The 21,512-nt window shown below is 57.6% G+C and carries 20 protein-coding genes; 4 read left to right on the plus strand and 16 right to left on the minus strand.

The annotated features are described in order from the left end of the window. Window positions 1-41 precede the first annotated feature (41 nt). From ACW5XD_RS18010 to ACW5XD_RS18050, 9 genes are all read right to left on the minus strand, one after another. Complete coding sequence (locus ACW5XD_RS18010) at window positions 42-2,489, minus strand: replication endonuclease (RefSeq protein WP_456496048.1); 2,448 nt, start codon at window positions 2,487-2,489, stop codon at window positions 42-44. 119 nt (window positions 2,490-2,608) lie between these two features. Beyond that, window positions 2,609-2,899, minus strand: coding sequence for a hypothetical protein (locus tag ACW5XD_RS18015; protein WP_456496049.1), 291 nt, complete (start codon window positions 2,897-2,899; stop codon window positions 2,609-2,611). Beyond that, entirely contained in the window at window positions 2,896-3,351 is a 456-nt protein-coding gene (locus ACW5XD_RS18020; protein WP_456496050.1) for a hypothetical protein, read from the minus strand. Before ACW5XD_RS18020 ends, ACW5XD_RS18015 begins: the two co-directional genes overlap by 4 nt. A 1-nt stretch (window position 3,352) precedes the next feature. Then, entirely contained in the window at window positions 3,353-3,580 is a 228-nt protein-coding gene (locus tag ACW5XD_RS18025; RefSeq protein WP_456496051.1) for a ParE family toxin-like protein, read from the minus strand. Then, entirely contained in the window at window positions 3,562-3,768 is a 207-nt protein-coding gene (locus tag ACW5XD_RS18030; RefSeq protein ID WP_456496052.1) for a hypothetical protein, read from the minus strand. Before ACW5XD_RS18030 ends, ACW5XD_RS18025 begins: the two co-directional genes overlap by 19 nt. Further along, the gene (locus tag ACW5XD_RS18035) at window positions 3,765-4,025 is read right to left on the minus strand and encodes a helix-turn-helix domain-containing protein (protein ID WP_456496053.1); all 261 of its coding nucleotides are present in this window, start codon (window positions 4,023-4,025) and stop codon (window positions 3,765-3,767) included. The genes ACW5XD_RS18030 and ACW5XD_RS18035 overlap by 4 nt, the downstream gene beginning before the upstream one ends. A 2-nt stretch (window positions 4,026-4,027) precedes the next feature. Then, window positions 4,028-4,213 carry a hypothetical protein gene (locus ACW5XD_RS18040; RefSeq protein ID WP_456496054.1) on the minus strand — a complete coding sequence of 62 codons (186 nt, stop codon included), beginning with the start codon at window positions 4,211-4,213 and terminating at the stop codon, window positions 4,028-4,030. A gap of 39 nt (window positions 4,214-4,252) precedes the next feature. Beyond that, entirely contained in the window at window positions 4,253-4,675 is a 423-nt protein-coding gene (locus ACW5XD_RS18045; protein ID WP_456496055.1) for a hypothetical protein, read from the minus strand. Continuing rightward, window positions 4,672-4,998 (minus strand): Cox family DNA-binding protein, encoded by a 327-nt coding sequence (locus ACW5XD_RS18050; RefSeq protein WP_456496056.1) that lies wholly within the window; start codon window positions 4,996-4,998, stop codon window positions 4,672-4,674. Before ACW5XD_RS18050 ends, ACW5XD_RS18045 begins: the two co-directional genes overlap by 4 nt. A gap of 129 nt (window positions 4,999-5,127) precedes the next feature. Here ACW5XD_RS18050 and ACW5XD_RS18055 point away from each other — a divergent pair, with 129 nt between their 5' ends. After that, window positions 5,128-5,427 carry a helix-turn-helix domain-containing protein gene (locus ACW5XD_RS18055; protein ID WP_456496057.1) on the plus strand — a complete coding sequence of 100 codons (300 nt, stop codon included), beginning with the start codon at window positions 5,128-5,130 and terminating at the stop codon, window positions 5,425-5,427. Window positions 5,428-5,509: 82 nt separating this feature from the next. After that, window positions 5,510-6,490, plus strand: coding sequence for a phage integrase (locus tag ACW5XD_RS18060; protein WP_456496058.1), 981 nt, complete (start codon window positions 5,510-5,512; stop codon window positions 6,488-6,490). Between the two features lie 228 nt (window positions 6,491-6,718). Here ACW5XD_RS18060 and ACW5XD_RS18065 read toward each other — a convergent pair whose 3' ends face one another. From ACW5XD_RS18065 to ACW5XD_RS18080, 4 genes are all read right to left on the minus strand, one after another. Further along, window positions 6,719-8,236 (minus strand): SpoVR family protein, encoded by a 1,518-nt coding sequence (locus tag ACW5XD_RS18065; RefSeq protein WP_456496059.1) that lies wholly within the window; start codon window positions 8,234-8,236, stop codon window positions 6,719-6,721. Window positions 8,237-8,246: 10 nt separating this feature from the next. Continuing rightward, a complete protein-coding gene (locus ACW5XD_RS18070; RefSeq protein WP_456496060.1) occupies window positions 8,247-9,518 on the minus strand; it encodes a YeaH/YhbH family protein in 1,272 nt (423 codons plus the stop codon). A gap of 24 nt (window positions 9,519-9,542) precedes the next feature. After that, window positions 9,543-11,465, minus strand: coding sequence for a PrkA family serine protein kinase (locus tag ACW5XD_RS18075; protein WP_456496061.1), 1,923 nt, complete (start codon window positions 11,463-11,465; stop codon window positions 9,543-9,545). 569 nt (window positions 11,466-12,034) lie between these two features. Next, complete coding sequence (locus tag ACW5XD_RS18080) at window positions 12,035-13,960, minus strand: RecQ family ATP-dependent DNA helicase (protein ID WP_456496062.1); 1,926 nt, start codon at window positions 13,958-13,960, stop codon at window positions 12,035-12,037. Between the two features lie 338 nt (window positions 13,961-14,298). Here ACW5XD_RS18080 and sstT point away from each other — a divergent pair, with 338 nt between their 5' ends. Continuing rightward, window positions 14,299-15,549 (plus strand): serine/threonine transporter SstT, encoded by a 1,251-nt coding sequence (gene sstT, locus ACW5XD_RS18085; RefSeq protein ID WP_456496063.1) that lies wholly within the window; start codon window positions 14,299-14,301, stop codon window positions 15,547-15,549. Window positions 15,550-15,996: 447 nt separating this feature from the next. Here sstT and ACW5XD_RS18090 read toward each other — a convergent pair whose 3' ends face one another. From ACW5XD_RS18090 to pabB, 3 genes are all read right to left on the minus strand, one after another. Beyond that, on the minus strand, window positions 15,997-17,295 hold the full coding sequence (locus ACW5XD_RS18090; protein WP_456496064.1) for a serine/threonine transporter: 1,299 nt from the start codon (window positions 17,293-17,295) through the stop codon (window positions 15,997-15,999). Between the two features lie 215 nt (window positions 17,296-17,510). Next, window positions 17,511-18,077, minus strand: coding sequence for a CoA pyrophosphatase (locus ACW5XD_RS18095; protein WP_456496087.1), 567 nt, complete (start codon window positions 18,075-18,077; stop codon window positions 17,511-17,513). Window positions 18,078-18,159: 82 nt separating this feature from the next. Further along, entirely contained in the window at window positions 18,160-19,446 is a 1,287-nt protein-coding gene (gene pabB, locus ACW5XD_RS18100; RefSeq protein WP_456496088.1) for an aminodeoxychorismate synthase component I, read from the minus strand. A 294-nt stretch (window positions 19,447-19,740) separates the two neighbouring features. On the opposite strand from pabB, the gene ACW5XD_RS18105 reads away from it, so the two are divergent. Beyond that, the gene (locus ACW5XD_RS18105) at window positions 19,741-21,264 is read left to right on the plus strand and encodes a fumarate hydratase (RefSeq protein ID WP_456496065.1); all 1,524 of its coding nucleotides are present in this window, start codon (window positions 19,741-19,743) and stop codon (window positions 21,262-21,264) included. Window positions 21,265-21,512: the final 248 nt, after the last annotated feature.

Here is a 21,512-nt window from a genome sequence, read left to right on the forward strand (position 1 = left end):
AACGATATCTATGAATTTAGTAGCATGCCATCGGCTGGTGCTCAGAAAAATTCAGCATTTACTATGGCCTCTTGCCGCACTTCGGCAGGAGGGAGTGGCCACGTTTGAAGGTTGATATTATCACGCAGTCGGTCAAGTTGGGCACAAGCTTGCTCAGCGTCTCCATCCCCGAGAGCATCTAGTAGCATCAGGGCATCGTCGGTACCTGCAGCTGTCATACTTGCTAGCCAGACTGCTGGATCCCCCGATTGGACCAGCAGGTCCCTTACATCTTCCAGGGCCGCCTGGAGTTTTGCCTCCCTGAGTCTGGCCTCGGTCTTAATCTGGTACGGCGATGGCTCGTTTGGTTGTGAGTACGGGTGCCGTTCGGTCACTTTCAGCTCTCCGTTTCGGATGCATACGAAGCGATCCTCCGTCCTCACAATTAACCCTCGCCGGATCATGGTCACTTCTTCGGTATCAAGCCCCAAATGAAATAGATTTTTCTCACTCAATGGATCCTCTTTAGATCCTCGGTGATCGTCCCGTACAGTTGTTGCCAGAGCTCCAAGGGGGGGAAGGGCTTCACTTCGCTCGCAAACACTTAACTCGCTGCGCTCGTCCACACCCCAAAACTCGCTGCCCTGGGCCTTGGTGGCGTTCTGTGTGCCACATTTACGCAGCACCCATTCCCCCGTGCGGGTTTGCTGGATAAGGCCGTCAGTGGCCCGCACGCCCACAAGCTTGGTTTGCAGTTCGCCATATTGGTTGTAGTGCTCAGCTAGGGCGGTGCGATGGATGCTCAGGGGGCGTTCATCACGCCGGCAGCAGGGGCCGCCCATGGCCTGGGTGAAGTTCTTCCAGTCCACCGCGTCGGCATAACGCCGGCACTCTTCCATGATAGGGCTGGCCAGCGGGGCAACGGGGATCCCCTTGGCCTCTTGCAGGCGGCCAGGCAGGCGGCGCAGTTCACGCCAGATCCCGACCGGCGGGCCCTTCAAAGGCTGGAACTGGCGCAGGCCCCAGAGTGAGGCCCAGGCTCGCACCCGGCGGGCGCCTTCGGTGGCGGCGGTTTCGGCTTCCAGGTCGCCCTCGTCGCCGACCCGGTGGCCGTCGATGTTCTTGGCGATGTACTTGACGATATAGCCCACGGCGCCGCCTTTCTCTGGGTCCATCACCTTCCAGTCAAAGCGGGGTGTGATATCGCTATAGGGCTGCTTGCTGTCGGGGTGGCGCTTGCGCACCAGGTCATCCTTGTCATGGCTCAGGGCGTAACGCTGCAGGATACCGATCAGGCGGTGCTGGTGTTCTGGCTTGACCCAGATCAGCAAGTGCCAGTGGGGCGTGCCATCGTGGTGAGGCTCGACCACTCGAAAGCCGAAATAGTCGATGGGGTCTTCCACCAGGAATTCCACCCGCTGTGACACGTTGCGGTCGAGGGCTGAGCGGCAGCGCTTCCACAGTTCGCTGATGTAGTGCTGTGAGTCGCGAGGGGATGAGCCATCGTGCTTGGGATTTTCTGTTGTGCTGTCAGTCTTGCCGGCTTGGGAAGCCTTGACAGTCTTCCAGGGGTGAAAGCGGCTCGGCGCTGTCCAGGTGAAGAACAGGCCCACATAACCCATTTCGTCAGCCACATCAGAAAATCCCCGGGCCCGCACCACCAGTTCATGGCGGCGGTTCGTGGGGTTGGCAATCGAGGCTTTTACTGCATCCTCCAGGCTGATGATGATGTCATCCTGGGCGTTATAGGCTTCCATGTCCTTGAGCCAAGCGGCGGCCATCCGTTGGCGTTCGATAAAGGCTTGCAAGCCCTGACTTGATACATAGGCCGAGACCCCCTTGCGCACCTTGCCGAGCAGGATGGCGCAATGCTCGTTGTACTGGTCCCAGATCTTGCGCAGGCGCCTGGCCCACCACTTGGGGTCGCGCCAGCGTTCAAGGTGGTGGGCGATAAAATCGTCTCGGCTCGCGGCTGTTCTGAACTTGGGCAGGCGGGGCAGCATGCCCCAGGCGTCGATCGGTTGTTTGCACATGTTCCACAAACGGATCGGCGGCACTTTTTCTTCGCCGAAATTGGTGGTGGCATTGAGTAGCCGAATAACCCGTTCGGCATAGTTGACGGCCAGGCACTCGCGGTTCTCCTTGGTACGCAGCTGCTCGAGGGGTTCGGGGATGACGTTTTGCACCTGGCGCAGAGTGGTGATGCGGCTTGATAGCCAGCGGTTGGCCTCCTTGCAGATGGCTACGCCCTTGAGTACATCAGACGCGCGGCGGACGCAGTAGCCCACGAACAACTCGGCGATCCGGTCTTTGGGTAGTTGTACCCCCGGCCCGCCGCTGGCGCGGGGGATGGGGCGTTCAAGCAGATCAAGTGCCCAGTCCAGATCGTAGGCCCCCTGGATCTCGACGAAATAGGAACGGATGGCGGTAATTTGGCTATCGAGATCCAGCGCGGCAGCTGGACGGCGAGCCGGTGGGAGGCGTGAATGGTTTAGGGAGCACAACGACACGCGCCGGGCTCCCATGATGTTTCGCGCCAGGGCTTTGACGGCTGCGGCTAATTTCCAGGCAGCGTGCTGCCTGGGTGGGATGGGCTTGGCGTCGAACAGCTCAGCGTAGTAGTCCCGCATCAGAACGGCAAGGGTTCGTCACAGCGCAGGTGGGCGAGCTGAAATTCCAGGCGAGTAATAACACCGACCGATAGTCTATGCATGCGGCGAAACGAGCGGCAACTGGAAGCAACCGAACGGCTAATTTCACACCGACGAGGCAAAAGTGCTATCACCTTCTTGAGTAGCTCGCGAGTGCGGCCCAGCTCAGCCAGCTCTGTTTGTGCAAGAGCAGACCATGCCGCGATTTCGGCCACCAGCTCGGCTTCCCGTTCATAGAAATCAGGGGTGTTTGGTTGGGGAGCAGTCATATGATCACCCGCCCCAGGTCGTGGTGTCCGTGGGTATCACGCCACCAGTTGCCAATTTCACGGGCCAAAGTGGTATCGGATTGGCTTAGGGCCAGCCAATAGAGGGCGCTGATGGCTCCCAAGGCCATGTATTCGGCAGGTGACATCCTGGGTGTTTCGGGATCGCAGGCCGCTTTGATAAAGTCCGCTCTTGCCCTTAGCCAGGTAGCGGCCAGTGCCCCTTGTTGTGCCTCGAGTATGGGCCCCATGTCGAGATCATCATCATGATCGCCATTATCCATCAGCGTGGCCGGGTTACTGGTGACAACCAGCTGGATCTGGATGTACTGCTGGCCGGCAATGACGCTGCCCAGGCAGATTCGGTTATCGTCGGCCTTGGCCGCGAACATATCTACCAACAGTCCCTCGATCAGCTTGGGAGCCTGGCGGGCAATCTGAATTGCAGTGCTCATATCATCCTCTGCGCTTTTTCTTGGCGGTCAGGCTGCTGTAGCGCTCATGCGTCATGAGCGAAAAGCAGGTTGCTCTGCAGGAGCGAAAGAGCCGGTATCGCCGGCCCACCTCGATCACTTCGCCGGCGATATATTTCAGTTTCCTTGGGCGTGCGCAGGCCAAGATCTCGGCGGCCCTGGCTTCAATGCTGGGGGGCACGTTGCCCACGTTTATGAATGCTTGCGCCATTGCGTGGTTCTCCTATTCAGCAGGGAAAAGAACGTGAGCCAGTGTAGGGATTCACTGGCGCGGGCTTGCCTCACAGACCCCTCTTGTCCCCGGCTGACAGTGACGGCACTCTGGATAAGCCGCGCCTCCAGCGCGGCTACATCAGCGATGGCAACGGCCATCTGGATCGGATGAAACAGCGTGTTCATGATGCATCGGGTTCCATCGGTGTGCGTGCATCGTTGCCGGTCAACAGCCAGGTGGTATGCGCTTGTAGTTCGGCGTGGTGAGCAATGAGCAGGAACAGGCCACCGCCAATCTCGCGGTATCCCAGCTCGTAGTTTTTGAGGGTGGTCGGTGGGATATCCAGCAGGGCAGCAAACTTGGGACGGCTAAGAGCTAGGGCTTCACGCAATTGGCGCAGGCGTTTGCGGGCTTGGTCGTTCAGGGGGATGGCGTTTGACATGGTTAGGCTCCTTGATGGGCACTGAGGCGATTGATGTGACCGAACAGGGAAGCCCAAACCAGCGCGTTGGCGCGCTGTGTCAGGATCGTCAGGTCATGCTTCGAATAGCGGGTAGCATATGGGCCAGCCAGGCGGCGGGTTTGGATCTTGCGGTTGCGCAGTGCGCAGGGGATTGCTAGAGTTGTCACGTCAATTTTCCTTAGTCCGAACATTGATAAAGAGCCCCGTTAGGTGTTTGCTGCACCTGTGATCGGGGTTTTTTCTTGCCCGTAATTTGCGGTTTGTGGGTTGTTGACCAGTGTCATCAACAAGCCCTTGCTCTTCGCCAGCCGTTCGGCCGGCCCTGTTTCCTCTCTTGGTTTCTCTTCTGATTGCAGCTCGGGCACACAGCCTGAGTGCCACTCGTAATACGACATGGCGCTGTGGAACAGCGATTGCCACTCAAGCGCAATGATGGCCTGACGGATCGACTCTCGGTCGCCTTTGCCGATGGGAAATAGCGGCCCGGCAAAGGTTGCCGGCAGTTGTGCGGTGTAACAGATGGCTTCGCGCTGTTTCTGGTTGGCTTCGCGCCAGTAGCGTGGGACTTGGGATTTGCTTTGTAGGAGTTGAGCCCTTAGAAGGGCCGGGAAATCGTCGCTGGGGATCATATGCTCAGTCCTAACCATGCCATCCAACCGTCTCGGATCTCTTTTGGGCGACTTTCGAATGCCAGCTTTAGCCCCGCGTTCCAGGCTGGGAGATAAACGTAGTAATCGCCTTTAGCGTTAGGGTTCCCAGGTACTTTCATTTCAATACCCGGTAGTTTTCCCATCTTGATCATCTCTACGATTGCCTTGCGGGTTTTACCGATGGCCTTGCCGAAAGCATCTGCAGTGACGGCATCGGTATGGACCAGGGCTGGTGTCAGGCCGATGGCAAACTTGGCCGGAACCTCGGTCTCGTCATATGGGATTTTGGTTGCACTACTCATATCTGTTACCCTCTCCGGTTGCCCCCTGCTTGCTGTAGAGAGCTTTCAGGGGCTTCTGGATACTGATTTAGCTATTTGCCGTTCGGCAAATTATTTGTCAAAGGGCAAGCTAACGCTCAAGGAGTACTTGTGTCAATAGAAACGTCTGAGAAATTGAAGCTCATGCGAGAATCAGAGAGGATGAACAGAAAGGAGTTTGCAGAATTAACAGATATTCCTTACGGCACACTCACTGGTTACGAGACTCGAGGAAAAGAGATCGGTTTTATCGCAATCCAGAAAATATTCAGCCTGCCACGGTTCAGGAAATATCACAGTTGGTTCATGTTTGATGAAGTCTCACCAGAAGCCGGGCAGATAGCACCGGTTCTCGCACACTCTGGGCAAGACGAAACAGGCTGTTCAGCCTCAGGCAAGAAAACTGGCTAGTCCTGCACTTGGCGTTTCTCGACGCCATTGATGCAATGAGCCTGTGTAATCAGGTCATACAATCGTTCGGGGAGCTTCTCTAATGTCTATTCAGAAGCTCGATGACGGTCAATACCAAGTGGACGTAAGACCGACGGGTCGCAATGGAAAGCGGATCCGGCGCAAATTTGCTAAGAAGCACGAGGCCGTTGCCTTCGAACGGCATGTGCTAGCGACACAGCACGACAAACCCTGGAAGTGCAAACCAACCGATGCTCGGACGCTGGCCGAGCTCATTGAGATCTGGTGGGCACACAAAGGGCAACACCAGAGATGGGGGATAAAGGCGCTGAATACTCTTCAGCGAGCGGATCGCTACTTGGGGGCGCTGCGGGTCAATCAGCTAGACAACCTTAGTCTGACCCTACTGCGGTCGCGCATGCTGGCCGCAAACATCACTCCCAACAGCGTGAATCGCTTGGTGGTGGAGTTAAGCGGTATGTTTTCCTTCCTCATTGAGGGCGGTTTCTACCATAGCGTGAATCCGGTGCAGGTGTTGAAAAAGCTGAAAGTGGCCCCTAGGGCCATGAGCTACCTTTCCCCGCCCGATGTCGAGCAACTGCTGGCGCGGCTGGAAGGGGATGATCGCGGGGTGGCGATATTGTGCCTGAGCACTGGAGCTCGCTGGCGCGAGGCCATCGAGCTGAGGGCAGAGCATGTCGTGAATCGTCTGGTCACCTTTGTGGCAACCAAGAACGGCAAGAGTCGCACTGTGCCGATCAGTGCGGAGGTGGAGCAAGAGTGGGTCGTGAATCGGCGTGGGTTGTTGTTCCCGTCGGCAAACTATCTGCAGGTGCGGGATACGCTCAAGGCGGTGAATCCGGACATGCCAAAGGGACAAGCAGTGCATGTGCTACGGCACACGTTTGCTACTCATTTTATGGCAAACGGCGGCAACATCCTGGTACTTCAGCGGATCCTGGGACATGCCACTATCCAGCAGACAATGACCTATGCCCACTTTGCCCCGGATTATCTACAAGATGCAGTCCGGTTCAATCCATTGAAGGGGGGAGGAGGTTAACGGCGGAGTGTCCACATCAATGACCACACCTGACTATGTGAGAGGGTGAATGAAAGCTTGTGAGAGCTATCTACCCTAGAGCAAGGGTTGTTGTTGAAAGCCAGTTATAGTAAGGCTTTGCGCGGCATCCCTTGATTGATTATCTAGGGGTTGGGGATGTTGTGTACGAACCATGCCTGCATGTAAAAAACGCGCCTTCTGGCGCGTTTTTTATGGCTGAAAGTGGCCTCAGACCGGTTTCTTCTCCGGGCAGCGGCCTATGATGTCGGCGGGCAAGTCACCGTTATCCTGCTCCAGCACCACATCGAAACCCCATAGCTGATGCAGATGCCTGAGCACCTCGTGGCGGGAGTCCCCCAGCGGGATCCGGTTGTGTGGCACATAGCGCAGGGTCAGTGACCGATCGCCCTTCACCGCCACGTTGTAGACCTGAATGTTGGGCTCCAGATTGCTCAAGTTGTACTGGGCCGACAGGGTATTGCGCACCAGTCGATAACCCTCCTCATTGTGGATGGCAGAGACCTTGAGGTAGTTCTTCAGATCATCATCGTCGATGGCGAACAGCTTCATCTCCCGCATCACCTTGGGACTCAGGAACTGACTGATGAAGCTCTCGTCCTTGAAGTTCTGCATGGCGAAATGCAGAGTATCCACCCAGTTGGTGCCGGCGTAATCGGGGAACCAGTATCTGTCCTCCTCGGTCGGGTTCTCGCAGATGCGGCGCAGATCGGTGAACATGGCGAAACCAAGCGCGTAGGGGTTGATCCCCGAGTAGTAGCGGCTGTTGTAAGGGGGCTGGTACACCACGTTGGTGTGGCTGTGCAGCACCTCTATCATGAAGCGATCGCTGATCTTGCCCTCGTCATACAGGTGGTTGAGGATGGTGTAGTGCCAGAAGGTGGCCCAGCCTTCGTTCATCACCTGAGTCTGTTTTTGCGGGTAGAAGTACTGGCTGATCTTGCGCACTATGCGCACTATCTCGCGCTGCCAGGGCTCAAGCAGGGGGGCATTCTTCTCGATGAAGTAGAGGATGTTTTCCTGCGGCTCGGCCGGATAGCGTCTGTCTTCAACCCCCAAGGCCTTGTGCTGTTTGGGCAGGGTGCGCCACAGTTCGTTGACTTGGGTCTGCAGGTAGTCTTCCCGCGCCTTCTGGCGACGTTTCTCTTCCGCCAGCGAGATCTTCTGTGGCCGCTTGTAACGATCTACACCGAAGTTCATCAGCGCATGGCAGGAGTCGAGCAGCTTCTCCACCGCATCGATGCCGTGTTTCTCTTCGCATTCGGTGATGTAGTTCTTGGCAAACAGCAGGTAGTCGATGATGGAGGAGGCATCGGTCCAGGTCTTGAACAGATAGTTGTTCTTGAAGAAGGAATTGTGGCCATAGCAGGCGTGCGCCATCACCAGCGCCTGCATCGGCATTGTGTTCTCCTCCATCAGGTAGGCGATGCAGGGATCCGAGTTGATGACGATTTCATAGGCCAGCCCCATCTGGCCGCGCTTGTAGTTGCGCTCGGTGTGGATGAAGCGTTTGCCAAATGACCAGTGCTGGTAGCCGATAGGCATGCCAACACTGGAGTAGGCATCCATCATCTGTTCTGCCGTGATCACTTCGATCTGGTTGGGGTAGGTATCCAGTCGATAGAACCTGGCGACCCGGGCGATCTCCTGATGATAAGTTTCCAGCAGATCGAAGTTCCAGTCCGGGCCATCGTCCAGTGGCGGTACTTTTCTTGCGGTTTCTACCATATGACCTCCCTCACGCCGCTTGCTTCTTGAACAGCTCCCGGAATACCGGATAAATATCCTCGACCTTGCGAATGTGTTCCATCGCGAAGTGGGGGAACTGGCTAGCCACCGACTCATACTCGTGCCACAGGGTCTGGTGAGCGCGGGTGGTGATCTCGATGTAGGAGTAGTACCGCACCCGCGGCATGATATCCCGCGTCAGGATCTCCCTGCATTGCGGTGAATCATCGGCCCAGTTGTCACCATCCGAGGCTTGCGCCGCATAGATGTTCCATTGATGGGCGGGGTAACGCTCGTTGATGATGTCATTCATCATCTTGAGCGCACTGGAGACGATGGTGCCACCGGTCTCCTGGGAGTAGAAAAACTCATGTTCGTCCACTTCCTTGGCCTGGGTGTGATGGCGAATGTAAACCACTTCCACGTTCTTGTAGGTCCGGCTCAGGAACAGATAGAGCAGGATATAGAAGCGCTTGGCCATCTCCTTGGTGGCCTGATCCATGGAGCCCGACACGTCCATCAGGCAGAACATTACTGCCTGGCTGGAAGGCACGGGCCGTTTGACGAAGTTGTTGAACTTGAGATCGAAGGTGTCGATGAAGGGCACGGCTGCGATCCGCCGTTTAAGCTCTCTGATCTCCTTCTCAAGCAGGGCTATTTCGGCAAAGTGTTCGTTGGGATCGGTCGCCAGCAGGGCCAGCCGCTCTTCCAGCTCATGCAACTGGCGTTTTTTGCCCGATTGCAGCGCCATGCGCCGTGCCAATGAGTTTTGCAGCGAACGCACCACGTTGATGTTGGCGGGCACCCCGTTGGAGGTGTAGCCCGCCCGGTAGGTTTTCACTTCCATCAGCTGGTTGAGTTGGGTTTTCTGCAGGCGTGGCAGCTCCAGATCTTCAAACAGCAGGTCCAGATACTCATCCTTGGAGATCTGGAACACGAAATCGTCAGCACCTTCCCCCTGATTGGATGCCTGGCCTTCGCCAGAGCCTTGACCGCCACCTCCTCCCTTGGGGCGGTCAATCTTGTCGCCGGAGACAAACTGGTCATTGCCGGGGTGCACCATCTCCCGTTTACCGCCTTGCCCCTGATGGAAATGGGGTTCGCCGATATCCTTGGTCGGAATGCTGATGCTTTCGCCCTTGTCTACGTCCTGAATGCTGCGCTTGGAGACAGCATCCGAGACCGCTTGTTTTATCTGCTTCTTGTAGCGGCGGATGAAGCGCTGCCGATTGACAGCGCTTTTGTTTTTGCCGTTGAGCCTGCGGTCGATAAAATGCGCCATAACTCCCCCTTGAACACGGCAGGGTCAGGATGACTTGCGTACCCTGAGATACCATTCGGAGAGCAGTCGCACCTGTTTGCGGGTGTAGCCTTTCTCCATCATCCGTTCGACAAAGTTATCGTGCTTCTTCTGCTCCTCGGCCGAGGTTTTGCTGTTGAAGGAGATAACCGGCAGCAGCTCTTCCGTGTTGGAGAACATCTTCTTCTCGATCACGGTGCGCAGCTTCTCGTAACTGGTCCAGTTGGGGTTACGGCCTGCATTGTTGGCCCGGGCCCGCAGCACGAAGTTGACGATTTCATTGCGAAAATCCTTCGGGTTGCTGATCCCGGCTGGTTTTTCAATTTTCTCCAGCTCACTGTTGAGTGACGCGCGGTCAAACAACTGGCCGGTTTCCGGGTCACGGTACTCCTGATCCTGGATCCAGAAGTCGGCGTAGGTGACGTAGCGATCGAAGATGTTCTGCCCATACTCGGAGTAGGATTCGAGGTAGGCGGTCTGGATCTCTTTGCCGATGAACTCCACATAGCGTGGGGTCAGATAGCCCTTGATGAACTCGAGGTAGCGATCATGCAGTTCTTGCGGGAACTGTTCGCGCTCGATCTGTTGCTCCAGTACATAGAAGAGGTGTACCGGGTTGGCTGCCACTTCCGCGTGGTCGAAGTTGAACACTCGGGAGAGGATCTTGAACGCGAAGCGGGTCGACAGGCCATTCATACCCTCGTCTACTCCTGCGTAGTCACGATACTCCTGATAGCTCTTCGCCTTGGGATCCGTGTCTTTGAGGCTCTCGCCATCGTAGACCCGCATCTTGGAGTAGAGGCTCGAGTTTTCCGGCTCCTTGAGGCGCGACAGCACGGAGAACTGGCCCAGCAGTTCAAGCGTTCCCGGGGCGCACTTGGCATCGGTCAGCTCGCTGTTGACCAGCAGCTTCTCGTAGATTTTCACCTCCTCCGACACACGCAGGCAGTAAGGCACCTTGACGATGTAGACCCGGTCGAGGAAGGCCTCGTTGTTCTTGTTGTTGCGGAACTGCTGCCACTCGGATTCGTTGGAGTGGGCAAGCAGGATGCCGTCGAAGGGCAGGGCGGAGAGTCCCTCGGTACCGTTGTAGTTGCCCTCCTGGGTGGCGGTCAGCAGCGGGTGCAGCACCTTGATCGGCGCCTTGAACATCTCGACGAACTCCATGATCCCCTGGTTCGCCTTGCACAGTGCTCCCGAGTAGGAGTAAGCATCGGCATCATCCTGAGCGAAGTGCTCCAGCATGCGGATGTCGACCTTGCCGACCAGAGAGGAGATATCCTGGTTGTTGTCATCACCTGGTTCTGTCTTGGCAATGGCAATTTGGTCGAGGATGGAAGGATTGACCTTCTCCACCTTGAACTTGGTGATATCACCACCGAACTCGTGCAATCGTTTGGCCACCCAGGGCGACATGATGGGACGCAGATAGCGGCGCGGGATGCCGTACTCTTTCTCCAGGATTTCGCCATCTTCTTCGATGTCGAACAGGCAAAAGGGGTGATCGTTAACCGGTGAGCCCTTGATGCGATACACGGGCACCTTCTGCATCAGAGACTTGAGTTTTTCAGCCAGAGAGGATTTACCGCCGCCAACCGGGCCCAGCAGATAAAGAATCTGTTTCTTCTCCTCCAGCCCTTGAGCCGAGTGCTTGAGGTAGGAGACGATCTGTTCGATGGCCTCTTCCATGCCGTAGAAATCTTTGAAGGCGGGATAGCGTGCGACGACGCGGTTGGAAAAAAGGCGACTGAGTCTGGGATTGACCGAGGTGTCGATCATTTCCGGCTCGCCGATGGCGACCAGCAAGCGCTCGGCTGCGGAGGCATAACAGGACTTGTCCTGCTTACACATATCCAGAAACTCCTGGATGCTGTACTCCTCTTCCCTGGCTTTCTCGTATCGCTGTTGATAATGCTCGAAGATGCCCATAACTTTGCCCTCGTTATAGTCGCTTACCCTGAAAAGAGTGGATCACTACTTTTGTTCTGTTTACCTCATTAAGCCTAGTCAACAGCCCTCAGTAATCCATCACCATCTATTGGTTTAAATTTGCAAGGGTACTTCCCGATCCTGATGCGGGAAGGCGCAATCAGTGACACACCTATGTTACTGACTGTTAAATTATTTTTGCCACGATAGTGAGGTAAATGTCAAAGACATAAAAAATAAATGTTTGCCAGAAAATGGAAAGAAGATCGAATTTATCGGGTCATCTGGCTACAGCCTAGATGGGGCAAGGGGAGGGGGAATGGGAATAGGAAATTACATTACGCTTACGTTAGCGTAATGCTCTCTGTTTGGTGCTTTAGCTCTAATTTTTACATTGACGCTACATTGCGACTGCTCTAGATTGGCCCTGTGTCAGGCAGTCAGTGCTTTAGCAAGAGAGTGGTTGGCTGCTGATACAAAGCTCTGTTTAAGCACGTTTCCGTTGGCTTGACCCTCGCAAAAGCGAGGGTCTTATTTTTTGAGCGTTGTGTGAACCTGCACAGAGATGATCAGTCGTTATGGGCGGGGTAGAGCCGTGATACAGCCGCCAGCACGTCGGCAAATGGATGCGCGGCCAGCTGGCCAAAGCCCGCCAGGCTTTTTGCCTTGACCCGGGTAGTCAGTGGCGTGGCGATGCCGCACAGAAAACGGGTCAGAATGCGAGGATGGCGGGTGTGGCACAAGGCTATCAAGGGGTCGCACCAGGCACGCAACCCGTTTTCATTGGGCAGGGTGAGGGTAGGCAGTGGTGGCAGGATGGCGACCTCACCACGACAGACGGAGCAGTGCCCGCACTGGCTTGGTGCCTGCTCATCGGCAAAGTAGCGTGCCAGTTCATGGCTCAGGCAGCGAGTCGATGTAAAGAAAGCCAGCAAGGCCTGCAACCGGGCCAGTTCACTCAACTCCTTCTTCTCGAACAGGGCATACAGCTCATCGGCCAGCACATCGATGTCCACCCCCTGGCGCAGGATCCGATAGACATCGGTCATCTGCTTGCTTTCCAGCTCTATCCAGCCCTGCTGTTGCAGATAATCCAGTGCCGCCGCTGCTCGCTGCCGCTCACCCTGATAGCCTTGCCAGAGTGCATCAAAGTCCATGGTGCACCAGCTGCGGGCCTGCGGGGCGCAGGCAAACAGTTGTTCCAGAAACTGGCGTCGATCCGGATTGAAACGGGCCAGGATCTCGGCCTTGTCCAGCACGAACTTGAAGCGATACTCGGCAAAATAGCTGTAGGCTGGCGCTATGATGCCCGCCATCTCCAGATAGACCAGCAGTGTCTTGAGCGGCAACTGACGTATGTTGGTGTCGTTGGAGAGGTGCAGCAGACCAAACTCCCACTCGCTGCCACTTTGCTGCAGGATCTCGAGCAGCGTCACTATGGCGGCGCGATCGGGCGTATCTCCGTACACGAAATTCTCCAGCACGGGGAGCTGGGTGCGATTGGCCAGCACTATGCAACGTGAAGAGAGCCCATCCCGCCCGGCACGGCCGATCTCCTGACTGTAGTTCTCGATGGATTTGGGCAGATCGTAGTGAATGACCCGGCGAATATCTGCCTTGTCGATCCCCATGCCAAAAGCGATGGTGGCCACGATGCAATCCACCTTGCTTGCCATGAAGTCATGCTGGATCTGGCTGCGCAGGGCCGAATCTAGCCCGGCGTGATAGGCACGCGCCCTGATCCCCACCCGTTGCAGCAGCTCGGCACATTGCTGCGCCGTGTGCTGCAAGGTGACATAGACGATGGTGGGGGCGCCGGGTTCTCGTCGCACTTCCGCTTGCAACCAGCCATCGCGCGCCTCGGCGGGCAGGGGCACAACGGCCAGATCCAGGTTGGCGCGATAAAAACCGGTGACGATCAGCCCCTCATCCTCGATATCGAACTTGGTCTGCATGTCGGCCATGACCGCCGGCGTTGCGGTTGCAGTCAGCAGCAATACCTGGGGGATCTTCAGCTCGCGGCGGTAAGCCGGCAGCTTGAGGTAGTCGGGTCGAAAGTTGTGACCCCACTCCGAGATGCAGTGCGCCTCATCCACCACCAGCATCGACAGCGGCACCTGCTGGATGAAACGGCGAAAGCGCTCGTTCTTGAGCCGCTCCACCGAGATCATCAGGATCTTGAGCTGACCATCGCTGGCCTGCTGCATCACGCGTCGACTCTCCTCCGGCGTCTGGCTCGAATCCAGGGTCGCGGCGGCTATCCCCTTGCTGTGCAAGAAGGCGAGCTGATCGTGCATCAGCGCGATCAGCGGGGAGATCACCAGGGTCAGGTGGGGCAAGGCAAGGGCGGGTAGCTGGTAACAGAGAGACTTGCCGGAGCCGGTGGGGAAGATGGCGGCGGCGCTCTGGCCTGCCAGCAACCGGCTGATCACCGCCTCCTGACCGGGCCTTAACTGGTCAAAGCCGAAGTGGCAGGTCAACAGGGACGTGATCATGGCAGGACTCCAGTGCAAAACCGGCATGATACCACCGCCTGGGAGTGTCTGGATGGCTAACCGGAGGAAAACGGCGCCCAATTTGGGCGCTGTTGATATGGTGTTATCGCTTTGTTGTAGATTTTTTGTGAGGTTAACCGGATATTTTTCAGTGATTATGTGGAAAAAAGCGATTGCAGATGGGATATTCCTTGTCCGCAATCCCGTGTGTTTTCGGACAGGCTCAATAGAAGGCTTGCCGGGGCAGATGACGCCAGCCTGTGACATGGGTGTCGCCTGGCGTAGTGGTTGCCAACAGGACTAATGATTCACGCACTTCGGTGCTCAGGGACTATTTGATGACACAACAACACCCCCTCGTAAGACTGGTCAACAGTACCAGTCTGGTTAGCCAGATCCTGGTCGGTCTGGTACTCGGTATCCTCCTTGCCATGTTCATGCCCGAATGGGCCAAGGCGGCGGGTCTGCTTGGCAGCCTGTTCGTCGGCGCGCTGAAGGCGGTTGCTCCCTTGCTGGTATTCGTGCTGGTGATGGCGGCGATCCTCGGTCACAAGCAAGGCCAGAAGACCAGTATTCGTCCGCTGCTCGCACTCTACCTGTTTGGCACCTTTGCTGCCGCCGTGGTCGCGGTGATCGCCAGCTTCCTGTTCCCATCCAACCTGCATCTGGTGGCAAACAGTGCCGAGATCACGCCGCCGGGCGGCATCACAGAGGTGCTGCAGACCCTGTTGTTCAACGTGGTGACCAACCCGGTCAAGGCGCTGATGGATGCGAACTACATCGGCATCCTGGCTTGGGCCATCGGTCTTGGCATCGCCATGCGCCACGCCAATGACAGCACCAAGGCGCTGATCACCGATCTCTCCCACGGCGTCTCAACCATCGTCAAGGCGGTGATCCGCTGCGCGCCGATCGGCATTCTGGGGCTGGTGGCCTCCACCCTGGCTGAAACCGGCTTCGATGCCCTGCTCGGTTACGCCCAACTGCTGGTGGTGCTGATTGGCTGCATGCTGTTCATCGCCTTCGTAGTGAACCCGCTGATCGTGTTCTGGAAGATCCGACGCAACCCTTATCCGCTGGTGTTGACCTGCCTGAAAGAGAGTGGCGTGACCGCTTTCTTCACCCGCAGCTCCGCTGCCAACATTCCAGTCAACATGGCGCTGTGTGAAAAACTGCGCCTGCCGGAAGATACCTATGCGGTCTCCATCCCCCTGGGTGCCACCATCAACATGGCCGGTGCCGCCATCACCATTACTGTACTCTCCATGGCGGCGGTACACACGTTGGGCATGGAAGTGGATCTGGCCACTGCCATTCTGCTCTCCGTGGTGGCTACCATCAGTGCCTGCGGCGCCTCCGGCGTGGCCGGCGGTTCACTGCTGCTGATCCCGCTGGCGTGCAGCCTGTTTGGTATCGGCAACGACATTGCCATGCAGGTGGTGGCCGTGGGCTTCATCATCGGTGTGTTGCAGGATTCTGCCGAAACGGCCCTCAACAGCTCCACCGACGTGCTGTTTACCGCTGCGGCCTGCATGGCCGAAGATGAAACGCTGCTGGATGCCACGCCGCTGCCAAGCCGCGAAGCCTGATAGCCCGCTTCATGGCACCATGGACAACGCCCTCTTCGGAGGGCGTTTTTTATGCCGGTTTGCCACAGCCGAATACAGGAGAGCCGTGTGCAAGTAAGGCCAGCCATGGCGGCGGCTTGTCTATTTGCAAGGCCGCAACGTCAGGCCCGTGCCGCCAGCCCCATTAGTGGTTTGCAAGAGTGTGAGAACTATATGGCAAGGGCTCATAGCAATGAGCATTCAGGTGGTATGAGTTTTATCCGGGGGCAGGCAAACCATGGGGAGATGAGGGGCATGTCGTCGCCCCGCCTTGCCGAGACTGGGTCTGGGGCCATCAATCACACGCCAGTCGGGTATTGGGACGGTCAGCCTGCGGTCAAGGTCATTTCACGGGATTGGGCGGGATGGCGCCATAAAAAATGCCCGCCATCATGGGCGGGCATCAACCTTGTCGTCAGCTTCTGGCGATTAGCCGACCATCTGGTAGAGGATGGCGGAGATGGCGATCGTGCCCATCAGGGCGACGAAGGCGTTGCTGATGTGCCCCTGGTATTTCGCCATGGCCGGCACGCGCTTGATGGCGTACATCGGCATGATGAAGAGGATGGTGGCTATGATGGGACCACCCAGAGATTCAATCATGCCGAGGATGGAGGGGTTGGCCACCGCAGTGCCCCACAGGGTCAGGATAAAGAAGGCGATGATGAAGATCTCGACCTTCTTGTGGTTCGGCTCCTTGCCGGACTTGCGCAGGTTCTGGACTATCATGCCCTTCAGACCTTCACGGGCCCCCAGGTAGTGACCGAAGAAGGAGGAGACAATGGCCACGAACGCAACCAGCGGGCCGAAGTAGGAGATGATGGGGCTGGCATGCTGGTTCGCCAGGTAGGAGAGCACGGCGATATTCTGGGACTTGGCTTCAGCCAGTTGGGCCGGGGTCAGGCTCATGACGCAGGAGAAGACGAAGAACATCACGAAGCCCAGCAAGATGGTGGCGGTGCGCTTGAGAATGGCGTCGGATCTCTCGACTGCATGCTCGCCGTGATCGCGGCGTTGGGCCAGGGAGAAGCTGGAGATGGCCGGGCTGTGGTTAAAGGAGAACACCAGTACCGGGATGGTCAGCCACAGGGTGGTGGCGAAATCCTTGGCAGACGGCACCTGGGAGAGGGCTGCGCCGGTCCAGTCCGGGATCAGGTAGAAAGAGATCCCCACCAGGATGGCGATGAGCGGGTAGACCAGGAACTCGGTGACCTTGAGCATCAGCTTTTCACCCGCCAGCATCACCGACATCATGCCCATGATCAGTACGATGGAGAGGATCCAGCGCGGTGGTGCCGTCATCTGCAACTGATTGACCATGAAGCTTTCGACCGTGTTGGTGATACCGACACCGTAGATCAGCACTATGGGATAGATGGCAAAAAAGTAGAGCAGGGTGATTAATTTTCCGGCACCCACGCCGAAGTGTTCCTCCACCACTTCGGTGATGTCGGCATTGGGCTTGCTGGAGGAGAGTACGAACCGGGCCAGGCCGCGGTGGGCCAGGTAGGTCATGGGGCCGACCAGCAGCGCCATCACCACCAGTGGCCAGAAGCCACCCATGCCGGCGTTGATGGGCAGGAACAGGATGCCTGCGCCGACGGCGGTGCCGAACAGGCTGATCACCCAGCTGGTGTCTTGTTTGGTCCAACCACGAGATTGGATGGAGCGGGTTCCTTGCTCCTGTGAGGTCGCAACGTCCTGTGCGCCGATGACAGTATTAGACATGTGTCTCACCCCGAATGTGTGGTTTTAATTAGTCGGCGCAAGGATACGGTTTTTTTAATCAAAAATGTTGATCAAATTCACCTTAATGAGGATGAAACCCGCACTCTTTTGTGGAAATGTGATCGAAGGAAGAATTAATCAATTATTTTTTATAAAGTGCTGGGTTATTTTAGTGTTAATGAGCAAATGTTGCACGGCAATATGTTGATAAAATGTTATATCGAAATCTGGCGGGACAGTTGGCGGATCATGCTGGCGGTCGCCCCCCAGATAAAGTGGTCCTGCCAGGGAATCCAGTAGATGGTGTGGAAGTGATCGGCTCTGGGAATGGTCAGCGCTATGTGGTGGTGCGGATCCAGCAGGTGATTGAGCGGCACTTCGAAGGCCTGCGCCACCTCATCTTGGCTCAGGGTGAGCTGATAATCGGCGGCAACCACTCCCAGCACCGGCAGCACTTCGTATTGGGAGACGGTATTGAGGGGGCTGAGGGTGCCTATGACCTCGATCTGGGCTGGCGTGATACCGAGCTCTTCCTGGGTTTCCCGCAACGCCGTGTGGATCAGATCCCGGTCGTCGGGATCCTGCCTGCCGCCGGGGAAGCTTATCTGGCCCGCATGATGGCGCAGGTGCGGGCTGCGACGGGTCAGCAGCAGTTGCAGGCCGTCGGCCCGCTCGACCAGCAGCAGCAAGACGGCGGCGGGCTTGAGCCCTGCCACCGTCAGCCGATGGGCCGGGGCGGGGCGTTGCAGCAAGAAGCGGGTCAGCAGTTCGGTGCGGTCCATGTCGGCTATGTCTCTCAACTTTTCTCTTGGATCTGTCTTTGAGTCTCTCGCGTGGCGATCCTGCTGTCCATTCGTCAGGCGCTCAGCGCAGCGCATCCAGCAGTGGCAGGATGCGGGCCACCTTGTCATAGGTTTCCTGATATTCGTCGTCCACGTCGGAGTCGGCAATGATGCCGCCACCGGCCCAGCAGTGCAGCTGGCCATCCGCCGCTATCAGGGTGCGGATGCAGATGCTGGTGTCCATCCGGCCATGCTGACTCAGGTAGCCGATGCTGCCGCAGTAGGCATTGCGCCGCTGGGGCTCCAGCTCTTCGATGATCTCCATCGCCCTGATCTTGGGGGCGCCCGTGATGGAACCGCCGGGGAAACAGGCACGCAGCAGATCCACCGCCTGCCAGCGCGCGTCCAGCTCGCCGTGGATGGTGGAAACCAGATGATGCACCGCCGGAAAGGACTCTACCGCAAACAGGCTGGGCACGCTGACGGAGCCGGGTCGGCTCACCCTGCCGATATCGTTGCGCAGCAGGTCCACTATCATCAGATTTTCCGATCTGTCCTTGTCGGCACCAGCCAGTTCGAGGGCGCTGGCCTGATCTTGCCCCGGATCGGCAAGCCGTGGACGAGTGCCCTTGATGGGCTTGGTTTCGATATGGCGATCATCGAGCAGCAGAAACCGTTCGGGGGAGAGGCTCAGGATGGCGCTCTGGGGCAGCCGGATAAAGGCCGAGAAGGGGGCCCGGTTGGCGCGAGACAACGCCTGATAAGCCTGCCATTCATCACCGCGATAGGCGGCACTGAAGCGCTGGGTCAGGTTGATCTGGTAACAGTCACCGGCACTCAGGTAAGCCTGTACTCGCGCAAATTTCTCGCCATATTCGGCGCGGCTCATGTTGCTGCGCCACTCCCCCAGCAGGGCAAATGGCGGCGCTGGCATCTTGTGCTGCACGGCCAGCCACTGCAGCCGGCGATTGAGGCCAGCCTCGTCACCCCAGTGCACCAGCTGCCAGGCGCCACTCGCCACATCTCGCAGCAGCGCCCAGTCGTAAATGCCCACCGCCATGTCTGGCACGGACACATCCCGCTCAGCCTGCACCGGCAGCCGTTCGAAACGGCGACCCAGATCATAGCCAAACAACCCGAGGGCGCCGCCTATAAAAGGCAGAGCGTCGCTGTGTGGCGCCATTTCACCCAGCAGTTCGCGTTGCCGTTGTGCCAGCAGGGTCAGGGGGTCTGCATCAAACGACTGGCGCTGTTCACCCTGGACTATCCAGGTCAAGTGCCCCTCGGTCTGCAGGGTCGCCAGCGGGTCGGCGGTGATGATGTCAAAACGGTTGTCTGCTCCTTGAGGGCCGGCAGACTCCAGCAACATAGCCCAGGGCTGATGTTGCAGACGGGCAAACAGCGCATGCAGCGCCGTCTGGTGATCAAAATGGTGTATATGAAGAGTTGGTTTCATTTTTTGTTACACAGGCAACAGTTTGCACCCTGCTCCCTAGCCGGTACGGGGGGGCAAGCGTATCATAGGCGCCGGAATTTTTAGAAAAAACACGCCGTTGTCTATCGGACCGACAGGCACCTAGCCTGGCACCACCACACCGAAGCACGGCTCATATGGAAGCCCTTGCTCTGCCGTACGGCGAAGACAAGGACCAGTGAGGATGATATGAGCATCATTAAAAAACAGGATTTTATCGATTCCGTCGCCGACGCCCTGCAGTACATCTCCTACTATCACCCCCTTGATTTCGTCCATGCCGCCAAGGCTGCCTATGACCGCGAGATCAACCCGGCCGCCAAGGATGCCCTGGCCCAGATCCTGATCAACTCCCGCATGTCCGCCGAAGGCCATCGCCCCCTGTGTCAGGATACGGGTATCGTCACCTGTTTCGTCAAGATCGGCATGCAGGTGCAGTGGGACAGCGACATGACGGTGCAGGAGATGGTGGACGAGGGCACCCGCCGCGCTTACACCAATCCGGACAACCCGCTGCGCGCCTCGGTGCTGGCCGACCCGGCCGGCAGCCGCAAGAACACAAAGGATAATGCCCCTGCGGTCGTGCATATCGACATGATCCCCGGCAGCAAGGTGGAAGTGAGCATAGCGGCCAAGGGAGGCGGCTCCGAGAACAAATCCAAGATGGTGATGCTCAACCCTTCCGATGATGTGGTCGAGTGGGTGCTGAAAACCGTGCCGACCATGGGCGCCGGCTGGTGTCCGCCCGGCATGCTGGGGATCGGCATCGGCGGCACCGCCGAGAAAGCGGCCGTGCTGGCCAAGGAAGCTCTGATGGAGCATATCGACATTCAGGAGCTGATCGCTCGTGGTCCCGAGACCACCGAAGAGAAGCTGCGGGTCGAGCTTTATGACAAGGTCAACAAGCTCGGGATTGGTGCCCAGGGTCTGGGCGGCCTCACCACTGTGCTGGATGTGAAGGTCAAATCCGCGCCGACTCATGCCGCCTCCAAACCGGTGGTGATGATCCCCAACTGCGCAGCCACCCGCCATGTCCACTTCGAACTGGATGGTTCGGGCCCGGCCGAGTTGACCCCGCCAAAACTGGCTGATTGGCCGGAGATCACCCGCGAAGCGGGGGCCAACGTGCGTCGCGTCAATGTCGACGGTATCACCAAGGCCGAGCTTGCCAGCTGGAAGAGCGGCGATACTGTACTGCTCTCCGGCAAGATCCTCACCGGTCGCGACGCCGCCCACAAGCGCATCGCCGACATGCTCAAGAAGGGGGAAGGCCTGCCGGAAGGGGTCAATTTCACCAACCGCTTCATCTATTACGTCGGCCCGGTCGATGCGGTGCGTGACGAAGTGGTCGGCCCGGCCGGTCCCACTACCTCCACCCGGATGGACAAGTTCACCGACATGATGCTGGGTGAAACCGGCCTCATCGGCATGATAGGCAAATCCGAGCGTGGCCCCAAGACGGTCGAGAGCATCAAGCAGCACCAGGCCGTCTATCTGATGGCCGTCGGTGGCGCCGCCTATCTGGTGGCCAAGGCGATCAAGAAGGCGCGTGTGGTGGCCTTTGCCGATCTGGGCATGGAAGCCATCTATGAGTTTGAAGTGGAAGACATGCCGGTGACAGTAGCGGTGGACTCTCAGGGCAACAACATACACGAGACAGGCCCGGCCTACTGGTCTGCCAAGATTGCCGAGCTCGATGGCAAGCTCTCCTGAGTCGCCGACTTGCCGGTAGCCGCTTTACAGCCATAACGTGAAGCGGCCAACTCGCAGATCGCGTTCAACAATAGGCACTGCGTAAAAAGGCGACCCCAGGGTCGCCTTTTTCTATGGGTGACAGGCCGGACTGGCGACCGCTTCATGGGCTGGGTTGTCCTGCTGAATGTTGCTCGCAGGGGCATTTTCCTTCCTGTCATCTTTGTTGGTGTCTTGGTCTGTGCCTACGACGCTTCATACGACTCAGC

This window comes from Aeromonas enterica (assembly GCF_054052465.1).